Here is a 16,570-nt window from a genome sequence, read left to right as displayed (position 1 = left end):
CCTTAGGATCAAGAAAACGACGCGTGTGCCAAAATACACGCAGGCACAAGGATACGCGGATGGCACGCACGCGCGAGGTCGGCACGTTATGGATCGGTGGTCCGCTCAGTTGGCTTGAACAGCTTTGCCTGAAATCCTTTGTGGATAAGGGGCAGAAGATCACCCTGTTTTCCTACGAGGATATCCCCAACGTCCCCGATGGCGTGACACGTCGTGACGGGCGCGAGATCATAGATACCGACGATTTCATCAAATACGAGCAGAAGAACTCGTTTGCCCTGTTTGCCGATTGGTTCCGGCTGCACATGATCCACAGATGTCCGGGCATGATCTGGGTCGATACGGATGTCTTCTGCCACCGCCCCATGACGTATGACAGCGACTATGTCTTTGGGTATGAGCTGCCGGACTCGCCTCGGATCAACAACGCGGTGCTGGGAATGCCGTCGGACAGTGAGCTACTGCGCCAGATGCTGGACTTCACCGAGGATCGCTATTCCATCGCACCGTTCCTGCCAAAGGCGAAACAGCGCGCCATGCAGCAGGCGGCGGAAAGTGGCAATCCGGTTCACATTTCGCAGCAGCCATGGGGTGTCTGGGGGCCGATGATGGTGACCCATTTTGTTCACGCCATGGGTTTGGAGCACCACGCCCTGCCCGTCAGCGCTTTTTACCCGGTCACCTTCCCCGAGCGATATAAGTTCATGCGTCGTGTGGCGTTGGCCAAGCAGCTGATTACCGAAGACACCACGGCACTTCATCTGTGGGCCTCCAACAAACGTCAGCTGGGCAACCATCACAACGGCCTGCCGCCCAAGGGCACATATCTTGCCAAGCTTGTGGCCGAGACGCGCATCAACCCCGTCCTCGCGCCGATCAAAGGGCGTGGGCACACGGTGTTTGACGGCGCGCTGATTGATGAGGTCGACCTGACCGAGGTCCGCTCGGTCGCGGATTTGACCGGCAAGGCGCGCAGCTTTGTTCTGGCGCTGCATCACAAGTTCGATTGCGACGTCAAGCTGGTCGACGTCAACCGTCGCGGCAAGTTCAAATCCGAAGAGGAGCCGTGGATCGCCGACTATGTCGCCTTTCTGACCGATCATGAGGTTGACCGGGACCGGATCGAAATCATCACCTCCCAGGACCGGCTCAAACCGGTGGATGTGCTGTGCAATCTCGAAGGATTCGGCGATCGCTACAAGGTGCCGTTCCTTGAGAAATTCCTGACCCGGATGCTGCATTCCGACACGCGGCTGTTTATGGATATCCGCAAAGGTTCGGGCGCGTTTCCCTTCCTCAAGGCCTTCGGGACCAATGAAAAGATCGCCACGCATGAGGTTGATGGGCACGAGGTCACCCGCGTGAAGGTTCTGCCAAAACCGCCAGAACCCACCGATGCCGCAAGCAGCTGGGCGCGGATCGCGACGGATCTTGCAGGCAAGGACGGCTGGTATCGACCCGGTGAGAACGGGCACTCGCTGCTTTATATGCCGCGGTCCAAGGACACTCTGGTCGTGACCTTCGACAATCTGGACGTGGCGATGAACAATCGCAAAGATCGCCGCCCATGGGGATATTCCTTCATCAAAGAGCAGAACTGGTCGATGCTGTCGGCCATCGCGGGCGGCTGGACTTGGTATCGCGAACCCTGGGTCTATGACCAATTCGATAACCTGAAGCAAAGCGGTTTCTTCCAGCAGTTTCAGCGTGTTGTCTTTTATGGGGCCTCGATGGGCGGCTATGCGGCCTGCGCCTTTTCTCCGGCAGCACCGGGCTGCGATGTGGTTGCGATCTCACCGCAAAGCACGGTCGACAAGTCCGTGGTGCCGTGGGAGACGCGCTATAAAACCGTGTGGGATCGGGACTTTACCGGCCCCTATGGCGATGCCGCGCAGGTCAGTCAGGCCGCACGACGGGTGTCGATCCTCTATGACCCTTATGAGCCGCTGGATGCGGGCCACGCAGCGCGGTTCACGAATACCAACGTCTCGCATCTGCGCGCGCCGCTGCTGGGGCATCGGTTGGGGTCCTCTCTTCTGCAGATGGGTATCCTGCACCCGATCATTCTGGGGGCGTTGAACGGAACCTTGACCGAGGCTGAGTTCTACACCCTTCTGCGCGCCCGCAGACAATTCCCGCGCTATCAGCGAGAGCTGTTCAATCGCGCGGTCAAGAAAGGGCACAAGGACCTCGCCCGTCGCCTTGGCGCACATATCCTTAAGCAAAACCCCAACCGGGCCGTGCGGCTGGGGTTGAAAGAACTGGGTTAAACGCGGCGATCAGGCGCGTTTTTCGCCGATGGTCGCAACGCCCAGAACCTCCAGAACCTTGGCTTCGATCTGTTCGGCATTCATGCCCGCCACCGCGTACATATCCGCTGGGCTGGCCTGATCAATGAAGATGTCGGGAAAGACCATCGAGCGGTATTTGAACCCGCTATCAAACACGCCTTCGTCTGCCAGAAGCTGCGCAACATGACTGCCGAAGCCGCCGACAGCGCCTTCCTCGATGGTGATCAGCGCCTCGTGGTTTTCGACCAGATTAAGGATCAGATCCCGGTCCAGCGGCTTGGCAAAGCGCGCGTCCGCAATGGTCGGGGTGATGCCGCGAGCAGACAATGCCTCGGCCGCTTTCTGCACCTCGGCGAGACGGGTGCCGAAGGACAGCAAAGCCACGCGCGCGCCTTTCTGCATCAACCGGCCCTTGCCGATTTCAAGAACTTCGCCCCGTTCGGGGAGGTCAACGCCAACGCCCTCACCTCGGGGATAGCGGAACGCAATCGGGCCATCATCATGGGCTGCGGCAGTGGCAACCATATGCATCAGCTCGGCCTCATCTGCGGCGGCCATGACGACCATGCCCGGCAGATTTGCCATATAGGCAATATCGAAGGACCCGGCATGGGTGGCCCCATCCGCGCCAACAAGGCCGGCACGGTCGATGGCAAAGCGCACTGGTAAGCGCTGGATCGCCACGTCATGCACAACCTGATCATAGCCGCGCTGCAAAAAGGTCGAATACATCGCGCAGAAGGGCTTCATCCCCCCTGCCGCCAGCGCCGCCGAGAAGGTCACACCATGCTGCTCCGCAATCGCCACGTCAAAACAGCGCGATGGGTAGCGTTCTGCAAACAGGTTCAGCCCGGTACCATCGGGCATGGCGGCAGTGACGGCGACAATCTTGTCATCCCGCGCGGCTTCTTCCACCAGCGTTTTGCCAAAGACCGACGTATAGGACGGCGCGTTTGAGGGCGCTTTTTTCTGTTCACCCGTGACCACATCGAACTTGGCGGTCGCGTGGCCTTTGTCGCGAGCCTGCTCGGCCGGGGCGTAGCCCTTGCCCTTTTTGGTCAGTACGTGGATCAGGATCGGCCCCGTGGCCCGTGCCTTGACGGTGCGCAGAACCGGCAGCAACTGGTCCATGTCATGCCCGTCAATCGGGCCGAGGTAAGAGAACCCGAGCTCTTCGAACAATGTCCCGCCAACGGCCATCCCTTTGAGCATCTCTTTGGCGCGCTTGGCTCCTTCGCGGAACGGCTCGGGCAGCAGAGAAACCGCGCCTTTGGCGGCGGCCTTCAGCTCGTGAAACGGTTCCTCAGCGTAGATGCGCGACAGGTAGGTCGACAGAGCGCCCACGGGCGGCGCGATGCTCATCTCATTGTCGTTCAGGATCACGATCAGGCGCTTTCGCAGGTGGCCTGCGTTGTTCATCGCCTCAAACGCCATGCCCGCAGACATCGAGCCATCGCCGATCACCGCTATAGCATCGCCTAGCCCTTCAGGTGTTACACCGCCCAGATCACGCGCGACGGCAAAGCCCAATGCGGCACTGATCGAGGTACTGGAATGCGCCGCGCCAAACGGGTCATAGGGGCTCTCGCTGCGCTTGGTGAAGCCGCTGAGGCCATCCTTCATACGCAAGGTGCGGATACGGTCGCGGCGTTCGGTCAGGATCTTGTGCGGATAGCACTGATGCCCCACATCCCAGATGATCTTGTCGCGCGGTGTGTCGAAGACTGCATGCAGCGCCGTCGTCAGTTCAACCACACCAAGGCCTGCGCCCAGATGCCCGCCGGTGACCGACACGGCCGAGATCGTCTCGGCCCGCAATTCCTGCGCCACCTGATGCAGTTGCGCGTCCGAATACTGCTTCAGATCCGCAGGGCGGTTCACAAGGTCCAGCAGTGGCGTATTCGGACGGTCAGACATTTGGCGCGTTCCTGGCTTAGCTGTCCCGGGCAATAACGAAGCGAGCAGCGTCCTTCAAGGTTTCAGCCTTAGTACCATACCCATCCAGCGCGGCGCAGGCTTCGCCCACCAGCTCGGCGGCACGGGCCTTGGCTGCATCCAGCCCCAGAAGCGAAACAAAGGTTGCCTTGCCCGCATCCGCATCTTTCTGCAGCCGTTTGCCGGCCTTTTCGGCATCACCCTCGATATCCAAGATGTCATCGGCGATTTGAAAAGCAAGCCCAAGGGCTTGGGCATATTGGCGCAACGGTGTCGGATCGGCTTGCGCCAACCGAGCGCCCGCGCAGGCGGACCATTCGATCAACGCCCCCGTCTTGCCTGCTTGCAGCCGCGTGATTTCGTCCAGCGACAGCGGGGCAGACGCCGTTTCAGCCGCAATATCCAGCGCCTGACCCAGAACCATGCCCTGCGCCCCGCTCGCCTTGGCCAGAGTCATCGCCAGTTCGGCGCGAATCTCGGGCTTGCCGACTTCGGGCCGCGTGCAAAGCTCAAAGGCCAGGGTCTGCAAGGCATCCCCGGCCAGAACGGCAGTGCCTTCGTCCCATTTCACGTGAACCGTCGGGCGCCCACGTCGCAGGTCATCGTCATCCATGCAGGGCAGGTCATCATGAACGAGGGAATAGGCGTGCAACGCCTCAATCGCGGTCGCGGGCCAGATTGCCTGAGCGGCCTCAACGCCATGCAGACGCGCGCTTTCCAGAACCAGAAACCCCCGCAGACTCTTTCCGCCTTCGGTGGCGTAGGCCATGGCCCGCGTCACATCCAGATCGTCAAGCGCGCCCAGAACCAGGTCAAAATGACTCTGAACCCGCGCCGCATCCTGCGCCAGCCTGTCGCGAAACATTTACTGACCTTCGACTGGAGTCGTCCCGGTTGGCTGCCCGTTAGCGTCCAGCGTGATGGCGGCGACTTTTTCCTCAGCGCGCTTCAACTCATCTTCGCAGCGCTTCTTCAAAGCCGCGCCGCGCTCATACAGCGCAATCGACTGATCCAGCGCCACATCACCGCGTTCCAATTGGCCGACTACAGCCTCAAGCTCTTTCATCGCCTGTTCAAACGTCATCTGCTCAACGGGGGTATCGGTCATCGTGCTGCCTTCATCAGTTCTTCCACATGGGCGCGTGTCGCCTCGGCCAATGCGTTCAGATCATAACCGCCTTCCAGAGTCGAGACGATACGGCCCTCACAAACCTCATCGGCGATCTTGCACAGCTCGGCGGTGATCCAGGCGAAATCGCCCGTGGACCAGTTGAGACTAGCCAGTGGATCGTCTTGATGGGCATCAAACCCGGCCGAGACAATGATCAGTTCAGGCTTGAAGGCTCTCAGGCGCGGAAAGGCCTGAGCCTCATAGGCTGCGCGCATCTCGGCTCCACCGCTTGCAGGTGGCAGGGGGATGTTCAGAACCGTGTCATAGGCCCCAGTTTCGTCGGGGCGACCGGAGCCGGGCCACAAGGGCATCTGCTGGCTGGTGATCACAAGCGCGCGTTTCTCGTCCCATAACAGGTCCTGCGTGCCATTACCGTGATGCACATCGAAATCCACTACCGCGACACGGTCCAGCCCGTGATGGTCCAGCGCATGTTTGGCGCCCAGCGCGGCATTGCCGAACAGACAAAACCCCATCGCCTTGTCGGTTTCCGCGTGATGCCCCGGTGGTCGAATGGCGCAGAATGCGTTCGAGACTTCGCCGGACAGCACCAGATCTACCGCCCGAATAACGGCCCCAGCGCCGCGATACGCGGCATCGACCGAGCCTGGAGACATAAACGTATCCCCATCAATCTGCGCATACCCTTCTTCAGGCCGCGCGGCCCGGATATCGCGGATGTAATCCTCGGCATGAACCCGCAGCAAATCGTCATCCGCCACCATCGGAGCGGTCCTGCGATCCAGATCCAAAGCCTCCAGCGCGTGCAGAATATGCTCCAGCCGCGCCACCCGCTCAGGATGGCCTTCGGGGGTCACATGGCCCAGACAATCTGCATGGGTGAACAAGGCCGTCTTCATCGGGATCCCCTCTTCATCTGGCTAAAAATATCCTCGCCGAAGGCATAAAATCGCCGCGCAGCGGCCCGGTCAATCCGGTGCCAGCATATACCCTGCTCCGCGAACGGTTTGCAGGTATCGGGGCTGCTTGGGGTCCTGTTCGATCTTGCGACGCAATCGCGTGATCTGCACGTCGACTGCCCGTTCCTGCGCCTGCCCCTTGTCGCGTCCCAGATCTTCGACCAGTTTTGCCCGGCTGATCGGCTCCCCCGGTTTGGCCGAGAAGATCTTCATCAACTGGCTTTCCGTCGCGGTCAGACGCACCGGGTCCTCGCCCTGCCACATCTCTCCCCGCTCGATGTCATAGCGGATCGGGCCAAGGGTCAGGATTTTCGCCGCCGCATCCTGAGCAGGAGCTTCGGGCATCCGCCGCAGAATGGCGTTGATACGCAGCAACAGCTCTTTCGGCTCAAACGGTTTGGCCAGATAGTCATCAGCCCCGGCCTCAAGGCCCGCAATCCGATGCTCGGTCTCGCCACGCGCCGTCAGCAGAAGGATCGGAGTGCTGTGGGTTTCGCGCAGCGCTTTGGTCAGGCTCACGCCATCCTCGCCGGGCATCATCACATCCAGAACGATCATGTCGAAGTCCAGCCCGGACAGCACCCGACGCGCGTGCGCCGCGTCGCGCGCGGCGGTTACCAGAAACCCGTTCCGCATCAGAAACTTCTTCAGCAGGTCGCGAATGCGCTCGTCATCGTCGACGATCAGCAGGTGGGCATCCATATCGCTCATGAGGTCGTATCCCGCAACTTCTTGTAAGCATGACGCATATCAGCATCCATCATTGCTTCAAGTACTTTGCGAAAACCGGCCACGGCCTCGGGGCCTGCATCCTTGTAAGCGGCCCGCATGCGCGCGCGCTGGGCGTCGGACAATGTCGCCTCAAGCGCGCGGCCTTTTTCCGTCAAAAACAGATGCCGCTCGCGCTTGTCGACGGTCCCAACCCGACTTTCGACCATGCCGTCTTCGATCAGGGTCCGCAGCACCCGGTTCAGGGATTGTTTGGTCACGCCCAGAATGGCCAGCAGGTTGTTGACCGTCGTGCCGGGGGCGCGGTTGATGAAGTGGATCGCCCGGTGATGCGCCCGCCCGTAAGACATGTCCGCGAGGATACGATCCGGATCCGCCGTAAACCCCCGATAGGCGAAAAACATCGCCTCAATCCCCTGCCGCAACTGCTCATCGGTTAGGAATAACAGGCTTTCACCCCCATATATCGGGGCGGGGCGGATTTCGGACATATCATGCCTCATGCGTTACTCGATCTACAGTTTAAGTCAGCCTTATTGACATTCCAAGGGCAGACAGGTATCGAATCGCAGTTTTTGCGCAAGATTGTGTCCGCTCCGGTCCTAACTAGCGCAACATTCGCAAATTCAACCCGGTTCAGGAGGTTTCGCATGGCGGGGTATGATGATCGTGATGGCACCATCTGGTTGGATGGCAAGCTGGTCCCATGGCGCGAGGCCACTGTCCACATCCTGACACATGCGATGCACTACGCCTCGTCCGTGTTCGAAGGCGAGCGCGCCTATAACGGCAAGATCTTCAAAAGCCGGGAACATTCCGAACGTCTGATCGCCTCGGCCGAGGCGCTGGACATGCCGATGCCCTACGATGTGGATCAGATCGAGGCCGCCAAGGAAGAGGCCCTGAAAGCCAGCGGCCTGAAGGACGCCTATGTCCGCGCGCTGGTCTGGCGTGGTTCGGGCGAGGATATGGGCGTGGCCTCGGCCAAGAACCCCGTGCGGATGGCTGTCGCCGTCTGGCCGTGGGGGGCCTACTACGGCGACGCCAAGATGCAAGGTGCCAAGCTGGACATCGCCGAATGGAAACGCCCCAGCCCTGAGACCATTCCGGTTCACGCCAAGGCGGCGGGCCTCTACATGATCTGCACCATCTCCAAGCACAAGGCCGAGGCTAAGGGCTGCTCGGATGCGCTGTTCATGGATTGGCGCGGTTATGTGGCCGAGGCCACCGGGGCCAACGTCTTCTTTGTCAAGGATGGTGAGGTCCACACTCCGCTGGCGGATTGCTTCCTGAACGGCATCACCCGCCAGACCGTCATCCAGATGCTGAAAGACAAGGGCATTACCGTGCATGAGCGCCGCATCAAGCCCGAGGAAATGGCTGATTTCGAACAATGCTGGCTGACCGGCACGGCGGCCGAGGTTACTCCGGTCGGGCAGATTGGCGGCTACACCTTTGAAGTGGGCGATCTGACCCGCGAAATCGCGGAAGACTACGAGAAACTCGTCCGCGCCTGATAAGACCTGAAACCCCCGCTCCGGCGGGGGTTTTTGTTGCAGATCGTGCAGAGTGTTTTGCAGATTGTTCAACAGCATGGACCTTGGCGTGCTGCGCTGTATCTTTGTCCTATGTTGGACCTTCTCAGCGATATCCTCACCCGCCTGTCCCTGCGAGGCACGTTCTATTTCCGGACCTCCTTCACCCCGCCTTTCGGGATTCAGGTGCCCGGCTTTGAAAACGTGGCCCGGTTTCATTTCGTCCAGCGCGGTGAGCTGAAGGTCCACATCCCGGCAACTGGCGAGACCGTGCGTCTGAAACAGGGCGACCTGATCGTGATCCCGCATGGCGCGCAACATGCGCTGTTGTGCAACGAGGTCAGGCCGTTTGACGCTCTGCCGTTAGAGCAAGTCCTCGACATCGCGGGCTATACCGGTGACGGCGTTCTAGTCTATGGCGGCGGGGACGAAGAACGCGATACCCAACTGATCTGCGGACATTTTTCGTTCACAGGACCGGCTGGCCGGAATGGCACCGGTCATATGCTGATCGACCGGCTGCCGCCCTACATCCTGATCCAGAACTACGGAGAAGAGGCGGGATCGTGGATCGAGGCCACCCTGCGCATGATCGGCTCAGAAGTGTCCGGCGCGCGGATTGGCGGCGACCTGATTGCCCTGAAACTGTCCGAAGTGCTGTTTGCGCAGGCGATCCGGGCCTATCTGGAACATCAAAGCCCTGACGATGACGCCCTGGCTGGTTTTGCCGATCAGCGAATCTCTCGCGCTTTGACAGCGTTCCACCAAGCCCCCGCGCAGGAATGGAGCGTGGCCAGCCTTGCCAATGAGGCCGCGATGTCGCGCACGGCCTTTGCCCAGCTTTTTGCTGAGAAGATGGGAACCACCCCGATGCAATATCTGACGGACTGGAGGATGCAGATCGCCTGCCACGGTCTGACCGAGGGGCGTTGGAACGTGGCCGATGCCGCAGCCGAGGCCGGATATGCGTCTGAGGCGGCGTTTTCGCGGGTGTTCAAGAAACAGGTCGGAGTGTCCCCGGCCGCTTATCGCGAGATGCACTGATCCACCGTTACTTCTGAACGATCTGCAATGTTTTGCAAACGATCTGGGCTGCTGCGTTCCCAATGCAGGTCCTATTCTTGATCTGTCTCTGATTGAGGAAAGGAAATCCAAATGTCCCTCCGTTTTGTCACCCGCAATATTCACGCCTATCTCGACTATCCCGTTGCCATTGCGCTGATGGTGCTGCCCTTTGTGCTTGGGCTGGGCCAATCCAACCCGCTGGCGCTTTGGCTGTCCGTTGTCACTGGCGTTGCCGCTTTCGTCCTGACGGTACTCACCGACCATCACCTGGGGATCTGGCGGGTGTTGCCTTACAAACTGCACCTCGCGGTCGATCTGGCCGTTGGCGTGACCTTCCTGTTGGCCCCCAGCTTGCTCGGCTTTTCGGGAATCGACGCGCTGTTCTACTGGCTGAACGGGGCCGCTGTTGTCGCTGTGATCTCGCTCAGCGCGCCTGAACAGACCGCAGCGGCCTGAATCCAACCTGTCTCCCACTGCTCAAAGTCGCGCTGTTCTGCGCGGCTTCTCCCTTTTTTAGGCTCTGTTTTTTGGGAAAAACAGTCTCGCTGGCTTGCCCAGTCGTTTTCCCTTGCAAAAACCGACAAAAACAGTCAGAAAAAATCAACGCCAGATGAACCGATCAAGCACATGGTTCCGGGGCGGTCTGTGGGCTCAGCAAGTTCAGTCGTGATGGCCTGCCACCGTTCCGGGAACGACCGAGGGCACCGATGCGTACCAGATTTGAAGAGCTGCTATCCGACCCGTGTTGCGCGTCCTGCGATTGCGACGCGCTGGCCTCGGATGTCGAGGCATATCTGGATCGCAAAACCTGCGACGCAGAAAAATGTCGAGAGCTGAGTCAACAGCCCTCGGACGACGTTGTCAGAGAAACACCCAAAAGGGCGCGCGATCAGTAGTCCACGCCGCGCTGGGCTTTGATCCCGGCTTGGAACGGGTGCTTTTCTTCGGTCATCTCAGTGACCAGATCGGCATAGTCCCGCAGTTCTTGCGGGGCATCACGGCCGGTCAGGAATACGCTGGTCTTGTCGGAACGGCCATTCAGCCCCTCAATCACACGCTCAACTGACAGGTATTCGTAGCGCAGCGCGATGTTGATCTCATCCAGTACGACCAGATCGTAGTCCCCGCTGGCCATCAGGACGCAGGCCTTGTCGAACGCGGCGGTTGCGGCGGCGATGTCGCGGTCTCGATCCTGAGTGTCCCAGGTGAAGCCTTCGCCCATCGTGTGCCACGTCACCAGATCGCGTTCTTCGAAAAAGCGCCGCTCGCCGGTTTTCCATTTTCCCTTGATGAACTGAACAACGGCAACCTTTTGGCCCCAACCAAGCGCACGGATCACCACTCCAAAAGCGGCCGAGGATTTACCCTTGCCCTTGCCGGTATTGATCAGCACCAGGCCGCGGTCAGGGTCGACCGCTTCGGACACTTTCTTGCGGTGCTTGGCCTGCACTTCTTGCATCTTTTCCTTGTGGTCTTGTGCGTCACTCATGCGGAGCCCTCATTGATTGTTGCGCTCAAACTAAGCGAAGTTGGCGAAAGGTAAAGTCACGGTTTGTGGTCGGTCAGAGACCGCGCCTTGCCGCGCTCCAACCCCAGCTGATGTTCGCGCCAAACCACGACCACATTGCCCGCGATCACCAGTGCCGCACCCAGCAAGATCGTCAGCGTCGGCAGCTCATCGAACCAGAAATAGCTGATCGCAATGGCAAATAGCATTGTGGTGTAGTCATAGGGCGCCAGCATTGACGCCTGACCAAACCGATAGGACGAGGTGACAAGGATCTGCGCAACCCCACCGATCAGGCCTACAACGACCAATAACAGAGCCTGATCCAGTGTCGGCATGGTCCAACCCCAAAACACGGTCAGCGATGACAGCAGCGTTGCCGTGATCGAGAAATAGAACACGATGGCGGCGGGGTGGTCTACCTTGACCAATTGCCGGATATGGATTTGCACAAAAGCCCGCGCGATGGTTGCAGCCAGAACGCAAAGGGCGCCAATCGTTGCCGCCACCTCCATCTCAGTGCTGCCGAGCCGTGGCCAGAGCATGATCAGAACCCCCACCAGCCCCAGCATCACCGCACCGATGCGGATCATGCGGATGCGCTCGCCCAACAGCAGGGCGGCCAGGACAAGGGTGAAAATCGGGGTCGCGTAGCCTATGGCGGTGACCTCGGGCAAAGGCAGCAGGCTGAGGCCGGTAAAGGTCAGGCCCATCGCACTGGTGCCCAGAACGCCGCGCCAGAAATGGCCCATGGGTTTCTTGACGACAAAGCCCTGCGACAGCTCCCCGCGCCAGATCAGCCAGGCGATGATGACGGGAATCGCCAGGAGAGACCTGAAAAAGACCAGCTCACCCGGTGGAAAATCTTCGGACAACGCTTTGACCAAGGCCGACATCAAAGTGAACAGCATCAAGGCGGTCAATTTCAGGCCCACAGCAAGAGCGGGGCGGTGCGATGTCAAGGATTGTGCCATTGGCCGGGAACCTGCGCTTTTGGCGCGGAAAGATCAACGACGGGATTGTACCAATCAGGGGGTTTCCCATCGCGCGGGCACGGGGTGGCCGATTTCATCTGCGAAGGCCTTGAGGAATTCAAGCATCTGCGCCCGGCGTTCTTGCGCCAGAGCATGGCCCGCCTCGGTCAGCATATCGTCGGGCAGGCTCAGCAGTTTCACTTTCCAGTGGTCGATTGAAAACCTCAGGTCGTCCAGATCGCGTTCTTCAGCAAATGGATCCTCGGGGTCGTAGAGATCCCGGCCCAACGCACCCGCGACCGCAAAAGTGCGCGCAATACCGATGGCCCCCAGTGCATCAAGCCGGTCCGCATCTCGCAGGATGCGGGCTTCGGATGTGCGGGGCGGGATGTTGGCCGAGAAGCTGTGGGCCTCGATCGCATGTTGGGTGGCTTGGATCTGTCCGTCAGAAAAGCCCAATTCCTCCAGAATAGGCTCTGATTCCTGCGCGGATCGGCGTGAGGCCAAGTGGCGGTTGAGGTCGTTCTTTGGCAGGTTGATCAGATCATGCAGATAGCTGGCGGCCAGCAGCACGGCCATGTCCTCCTTATCGCCTGCAATCGCTTGCGCGTTTCGCCAGACACGGTCCAGATGGGCCAGATCATGTGCGGGATCGGTTTGCATACGCTGCGCGACGATGCCGCGCAGGCGTGTGCGCAGATCAGCCAATATGTCCACGGTTCTCGCCAATCTGGCCTCGGTGCAGCAGCAGATGGTCAAGGATCACGCAGGCCATCATTGCCTCCCCCACAGGCACAGCGCGGATACCGACGCAAGGGTCGTGGCGGCCTTTGGTAATGATCTCGGTTTCCTCACCGGATTTGGTGATCGTCTTGCGCGTGGTCAGAATTGACGAAGTCGGTTTGACGGCAAAGCGCACCACGACATCCTGCCCCGTGGAGATCCCGCCAAGGATGCCACCGGCGTGGTTCGAGCTGTATTGCGGGCCGTTCTGGCCCATGAAAATCTCATCCGCGTTGGCCTCACCGGTCAGTTCAGCGGCGGCCATGCCTTCGCCGATCTCGACGCCTTTAACGGCGTTGATCGACATCATCGCGGCGGCGAGATCAGTGTCTAACTTGGCGTAAATCGGTGCGCCAAGCCCGGCGGGGACGCCGCGCGCGACGACTTCGACGATCGCGCCGACCGAGTTGCCGGACTTGCGCAGGTCATCCAAATAGGCGGCCCAGTCCTCGGCGGCTTGGGCGTCAGGCGTCCAGAAGGGATTCTGTTCGATCTGCGACCAGTCGAAATTGGCGCGGTCGAATTTGTGCGGGCCGATCTGGGTCATGTAGCCGGTGATCTGCACATTCGGCGCGATCTGTTTGATTGCTTCGCGCGCCAGTCCTCCAGCCGCGACGCGTGACGCGGTTTCACGGGCCGAGCTGCGCCCTCCGCCGCGATAGTCGCGGATGCCGTATTTCTGCCAGTAGGTGATATCGGCATGTCCCGGGCGGAACTTCTCCATGATATCACCGTAGTCTTTCGAGCGCTGGTCGGTGTTCTCGATCATCAGCTGAACGGGCGTGCCGGTGGTTTGGCGTTCGAACACGCCAGAGAGGATTTTGACCTGATCAGGTTCGCGCCGCTGGGTGGTAAACTTGTTTTGCCCCGGTTTGCGCTTGTCCAGCCAGTGCTGGATCATCGCCTCGTCGATCTGCACGCCCGGAGGGCAGCCGTCGACCGTCGCGCCCAAGGCGGGCCCGTGGCTTTCGCCCCAGGTGGTGACGCGGAAGAGGTGTCCAAAGCTGTTCATCGACATGGGGCGGGCTCCTTTGCGGGGTTGTGATTAGCGGGGAGAGCCTTTGGCCTCAAGCGAATTTGCATTTGATATTGGGGGAGGGGGCTCTGCCCCCGTCGCGCAAGCGCGCCTCCCCCGAGGTATTTTCAAACAGAAGAAGGATCAGGTTGCGTTGATCGCTTGACGGGTTTTCGTGATGTTGAGGGCGGCGTTGGCGGCCTCGCGCCCTTTTTGCACGAAGTGGTCGCGGTAGATGGCGTTGTGGTGGCCGGTTTCCTGATATTGATGTGGGGTCAGCGAGACCGACAGGACGGGTACGCCGGTGTCGAGGCTTGCGCGCATCAGGCCGTCAACCACGGCCTGGGCCACGAAATCGTGCCGGTAGATGCCTCCATCAACCACGAAGGCGGCACAGGCGACAGCTGCATATTGGCCGGTTTGGGCCAGATCGCGTGCAATCAGGGGCATTTCAAACGCGCCGGGGACGTCGAACACGTCAACCTGATCGGCGGGGATGAGCTCCAGAAACCCTTCGAGCGCGCGGTCAACGATATCGGAATGCCAGTTGGCTTTGACGAAAGCATAGCGGGTGTGTGTCATCATGATCTCCTTAGCAAAACAGACACTTCACCCAAGGCGATCACGAGCAGACACGCCGTTTCACCGACGCATCTGGCACGTTCTCTTTCATCCGGACTTTAACCGTCGGCTCTGGCCTCTCACCAGATCTGCTGACACCCCTTCGTGAACACGGCGAGGCCGCTCGCGGGCTTACAGGTCATCGCCCGCATACCGCCGGTGGGGAATTTCGCCCCGCCCTGAGAACGAGGCGGACCTTGCATAGATTGGGCCTCCTCTGCAAGAGATTTGGCAGGAGGAATCTCATGCACCCGAATCCCGCATTTCGCGCTGAGGAGATCAGCCGACATATTGCGTTTGCCCGCGAACGCGCCTTTGGCGTTTTGGCTGTGTCTACTGAGGCCGCGCCTTTGATCAGCCACGTACCGTTTTTACTGTCTGAGGATGGCTTGGTGGTTGAGTTGCATCTTGTCCGGTCGAATCCGATTGTTCGGCTGCTGAAGGCGCCGCAGGCAGCCCGGATCGCAGTTTCGGGGCCCGACAGCTATGTGTCGCCCGATTGGTATGAGGTGAGCGATCAGGTGCCGACATGGAACTATGTCGCCGTTCACCTAACCGGCATTCTGGAACTGCGCCCGGCGGAGGAGATGCGGGACCTGTTGGACCGGCAGTCGGCGTTTTTCGAAGAAAGGCTGCGCCCGAAGCCGCCCTGGCACAGCAGCAAGATGGAGGGCGACGCGCTGGAGCGGATGATGCGGATGATTCTGCCCTGCCGGATGCGGGTTGAGGATATTCAGGGCACGTGGAAGCTGAACCAGAACAAACCTGATGACGTTCGGATGCGGGCGGCAGAGCAGGTCGGGACGTTTGGAATCGGCTCGGAAGTGCAGGCCCTGCAGGCGCTGATGCGCGCTGTGGAGCCCTCAGGCAAATGACGGCTTTTGTTTTCTGTACCCTGTTGTAAGTTCGGCCCAAACAAAGGAGCGCGCGCATGAAACTCTATCACAGTCTGACTTCGCCCTATGTCCGTAAAGTCATGGTTTTGTTGCATGAAACAGAACAGCTAGAGGATGTTGAGTTGGAAACGGTGGCAGGTACGCCTTTGGCCCCGGCCGCGCCCTTGATAGGCAAGGCCCCTTTGACCAAGGTTCCTGCGCTAGAGCGCCCCGATGGCCCGACCCTGTTCGACAGTCGCGTGATCTGCGCTTTTCTGGATGACCGCGCCGGGGGACAGCTCTACCCCGAAGGTGCGCGGCGCTGGGATGTTTTGACGCTTGAGGCGCTGGCAGATGGCATTCTGGATGCCGCGCTGCTGATGACCTATGAAAGCCGGCTGCGTCCCGAAGACAAGCAATGGGATGAGTGGGTGGATTCGCAGTGGGTCAAGGTCGAGCGCGCCTGTGCCGTGTTGAACCAGCGCTGGATGGCACATCTGTCGGGTCCGCTGGACATGGGGCAGGTGGCCGTGGGTTGCGCGCTGGGTTATCTGGATCTGCGCCATGACGCGCGGGGCTGGCGCAAGGGCAATGATGCCCTCGCAACCTGGTTTGCCGAGTTTGACGCGCGTCCGAGCATGGTCGCCACGCAGCCTGTGACGTAAACCTTACTGGCTGAATGTCGCCAGATAGGCTGCGATGTCGTCCGCGCCTTTCTTGAGCTTCACACTCATGTTCGGGCGGGCGGTATCGTCTTGCAGGAACTCTTTGATGAACCCGATCGGGTCCTCGGAGTAAGCGGCTATGTTTTCCTCGGTCCAGACCAGACCTGCGTCACCGGCGCGGATCATGTCGTCGGTGAACATGCCGATGGGCAGGCGTTCGCTGCCATAGCGATAGTCGTTCTCGGATCCGGCGGTGCGGCCCACGACCCCGTATAGGTTGGGGCCTGTGATGCCGCCTTTGACCAGAACCTCGCCATCTTTGATGATCGCGTGGAAGGCCGAGCAGCGGTTGTAGAGCTTTTCGCCTTTGGCGGGGTCCCTGGTCAGATCGGAGTCATTGGGCGCGAATCAAATGGGGCTGATTCGACGCGCCGTTGAAACATGAGGGCGAGAAACATCAAAAAGACTGCCCTGCGCGATGATA

19 protein-coding genes and 1 riboswitch are annotated in these 16,570 nt (G+C 60.1%); of the genes, 7 read left to right on the top strand and 12 right to left on the bottom strand.

Going from position 1 to position 16,570, the window contains the following annotated elements; translation table 11 throughout:
* Positions 1-59 precede the first annotated feature (59 nt).
* Positions 60-2,270, top strand: coding sequence for a hypothetical protein (locus ACR0JF_RS18140; RefSeq protein ID WP_170661749.1), 2,211 nt, complete (start codon positions 60-62; stop codon positions 2,268-2,270).
* A gap of 9 nt (positions 2,271-2,279) precedes the next feature.
* Here ACR0JF_RS18140 and dxs read toward each other — a convergent pair whose 3' ends face one another.
* The 6 genes from dxs to ACR0JF_RS18110 all read right to left on the bottom strand — a co-directional run bounded on the left by dxs (position 2,280) and on the right by ACR0JF_RS18110 (position 7,537).
* Positions 2,280-4,208, bottom strand: a complete 1,929-nt coding sequence (gene dxs, locus ACR0JF_RS18135) for a 1-deoxy-D-xylulose-5-phosphate synthase (RefSeq protein WP_170661751.1) — start codon at positions 4,206-4,208, stop codon at positions 2,280-2,282.
* A gap of 16 nt (positions 4,209-4,224) precedes the next feature.
* Complete coding sequence (locus ACR0JF_RS18130; protein WP_170661753.1) at positions 4,225-5,091, bottom strand: polyprenyl synthetase family protein; 867 nt, start codon at positions 5,089-5,091, stop codon at positions 4,225-4,227.
* Entirely contained in the window at positions 5,092-5,334 is a 243-nt protein-coding gene (locus ACR0JF_RS18125) for an exodeoxyribonuclease VII small subunit (protein WP_120634800.1), read from the bottom strand.
* Positions 5,331-6,257, bottom strand: coding sequence for a histone deacetylase family protein (locus ACR0JF_RS18120; RefSeq protein WP_170661755.1), 927 nt, complete (start codon positions 6,255-6,257; stop codon positions 5,331-5,333). The genes ACR0JF_RS18125 and ACR0JF_RS18120 overlap by 4 nt, the downstream gene beginning before the upstream one ends.
* A 69-nt stretch (positions 6,258-6,326) precedes the next feature.
* Positions 6,327-7,028: a response regulator gene (locus ACR0JF_RS18115; protein WP_170379735.1), complete on the bottom strand. Its 702-nt coding sequence runs from the start codon at positions 7,026-7,028 to the stop codon at positions 6,327-6,329.
* On the bottom strand, positions 7,025-7,537 hold the full coding sequence (locus ACR0JF_RS18110; RefSeq protein WP_170661757.1) for a MarR family winged helix-turn-helix transcriptional regulator: 513 nt from the start codon (positions 7,535-7,537) through the stop codon (positions 7,025-7,027). Before ACR0JF_RS18110 ends, ACR0JF_RS18115 begins: the two co-directional genes overlap by 4 nt.
* Before the next feature lie 159 nt (positions 7,538-7,696).
* Here ACR0JF_RS18110 and ACR0JF_RS18105 point away from each other — a divergent pair, with 159 nt between their 5' ends.
* The 4 genes from ACR0JF_RS18105 to ACR0JF_RS18090 all read left to right on the top strand — a co-directional run bounded on the left by ACR0JF_RS18105 (position 7,697) and on the right by ACR0JF_RS18090 (position 10,542).
* Positions 7,697-8,563: a branched-chain amino acid aminotransferase gene (locus tag ACR0JF_RS18105; protein ID WP_170661759.1), complete on the top strand. Its 867-nt coding sequence runs from the start codon at positions 7,697-7,699 to the stop codon at positions 8,561-8,563.
* Positions 8,564-8,674: 111 nt separating this feature from the next.
* Entirely contained in the window at positions 8,675-9,625 is a 951-nt protein-coding gene (locus tag ACR0JF_RS18100; protein WP_170661761.1) for an AraC family transcriptional regulator, read from the top strand.
* A 111-nt stretch (positions 9,626-9,736) separates the two neighbouring features.
* Positions 9,737-10,102 carry an SPW repeat domain-containing protein gene (locus ACR0JF_RS18095; protein WP_170459394.1) on the top strand — a complete coding sequence of 122 codons (366 nt, stop codon included), beginning with the start codon at positions 9,737-9,739 and terminating at the stop codon, positions 10,100-10,102.
* Positions 10,103-10,353: 251 nt separating this feature from the next.
* Positions 10,354-10,542: a hypothetical protein gene (locus ACR0JF_RS18090; protein WP_170555244.1), complete on the top strand. Its 189-nt coding sequence runs from the start codon at positions 10,354-10,356 to the stop codon at positions 10,540-10,542.
* Here ACR0JF_RS18090 and cobO read toward each other — a convergent pair.
* The 5 genes from cobO to ACR0JF_RS18065 form a co-directional block, all read right to left on the bottom strand.
* Positions 10,536-11,135, bottom strand: coding sequence for a cob(I)yrinic acid a,c-diamide adenosyltransferase (gene cobO, locus ACR0JF_RS18085; protein ID WP_170661763.1), 600 nt, complete (start codon positions 11,133-11,135; stop codon positions 10,536-10,538). The two genes, ACR0JF_RS18090 and cobO, sit on opposite strands and share 7 nt — an antisense overlap.
* A gap of 56 nt (positions 11,136-11,191) precedes the next feature.
* Positions 11,192-12,127, bottom strand: a complete 936-nt coding sequence (locus tag ACR0JF_RS18080; protein WP_170661765.1) for a DMT family transporter — start codon at positions 12,125-12,127, stop codon at positions 11,192-11,194.
* A 54-nt stretch (positions 12,128-12,181) separates the two neighbouring features.
* Positions 12,182-12,844: an HD domain-containing protein gene (locus ACR0JF_RS18075; protein ID WP_170661767.1), complete on the bottom strand. Its 663-nt coding sequence runs from the start codon at positions 12,842-12,844 to the stop codon at positions 12,182-12,184.
* Positions 12,828-13,928, bottom strand: coding sequence for a chorismate synthase (gene aroC, locus ACR0JF_RS18070; RefSeq protein WP_170661770.1), 1,101 nt, complete (start codon positions 13,926-13,928; stop codon positions 12,828-12,830). Before aroC ends, ACR0JF_RS18075 begins: the two co-directional genes overlap by 17 nt.
* A 141-nt stretch (positions 13,929-14,069) precedes the next feature.
* Complete coding sequence (locus tag ACR0JF_RS18065) at positions 14,070-14,507, bottom strand: 6,7-dimethyl-8-ribityllumazine synthase (protein WP_170661772.1); 438 nt, start codon at positions 14,505-14,507, stop codon at positions 14,070-14,072.
* A gap of 75 nt (positions 14,508-14,582) precedes the next feature.
* Positions 14,583-14,737, bottom strand: a riboswitch (FMN riboswitch).
* A 54-nt stretch (positions 14,738-14,791) separates the two neighbouring features.
* Between ACR0JF_RS18065 and ACR0JF_RS18060 the strand changes: the two genes are divergently transcribed.
* Both ACR0JF_RS18060 and ACR0JF_RS18055 read left to right on the top strand, forming a co-directional pair.
* The gene (locus tag ACR0JF_RS18060) at positions 14,792-15,421 is read left to right on the top strand and encodes an FMN-binding negative transcriptional regulator (RefSeq protein WP_170661774.1); all 630 of its coding nucleotides are present in this window, start codon (positions 14,792-14,794) and stop codon (positions 15,419-15,421) included.
* Between the two features lie 56 nt (positions 15,422-15,477).
* Positions 15,478-16,086 carry a glutathione S-transferase gene (locus ACR0JF_RS18055; RefSeq protein ID WP_170661776.1) on the top strand — a complete coding sequence of 203 codons (609 nt, stop codon included), beginning with the start codon at positions 15,478-15,480 and terminating at the stop codon, positions 16,084-16,086.
* A gap of 3 nt (positions 16,087-16,089) precedes the next feature.
* Here the strand turns inward: ACR0JF_RS18055 and ACR0JF_RS18050 are convergent, their stop codons facing one another.
* Positions 16,090-16,350, bottom strand: a complete 261-nt coding sequence (locus ACR0JF_RS18050; RefSeq protein ID WP_480669598.1) for a c-type cytochrome — start codon at positions 16,348-16,350, stop codon at positions 16,090-16,092.
* Positions 16,351-16,570 lie beyond the last annotated feature (220 nt).

It is taken from the genome of Ruegeria sp. BG11 (assembly GCF_056538565.1).
The sequence above is the reverse complement of the archived record's forward strand: the minus strand, read 5'-3'. Positions and strand labels throughout refer to the sequence as shown.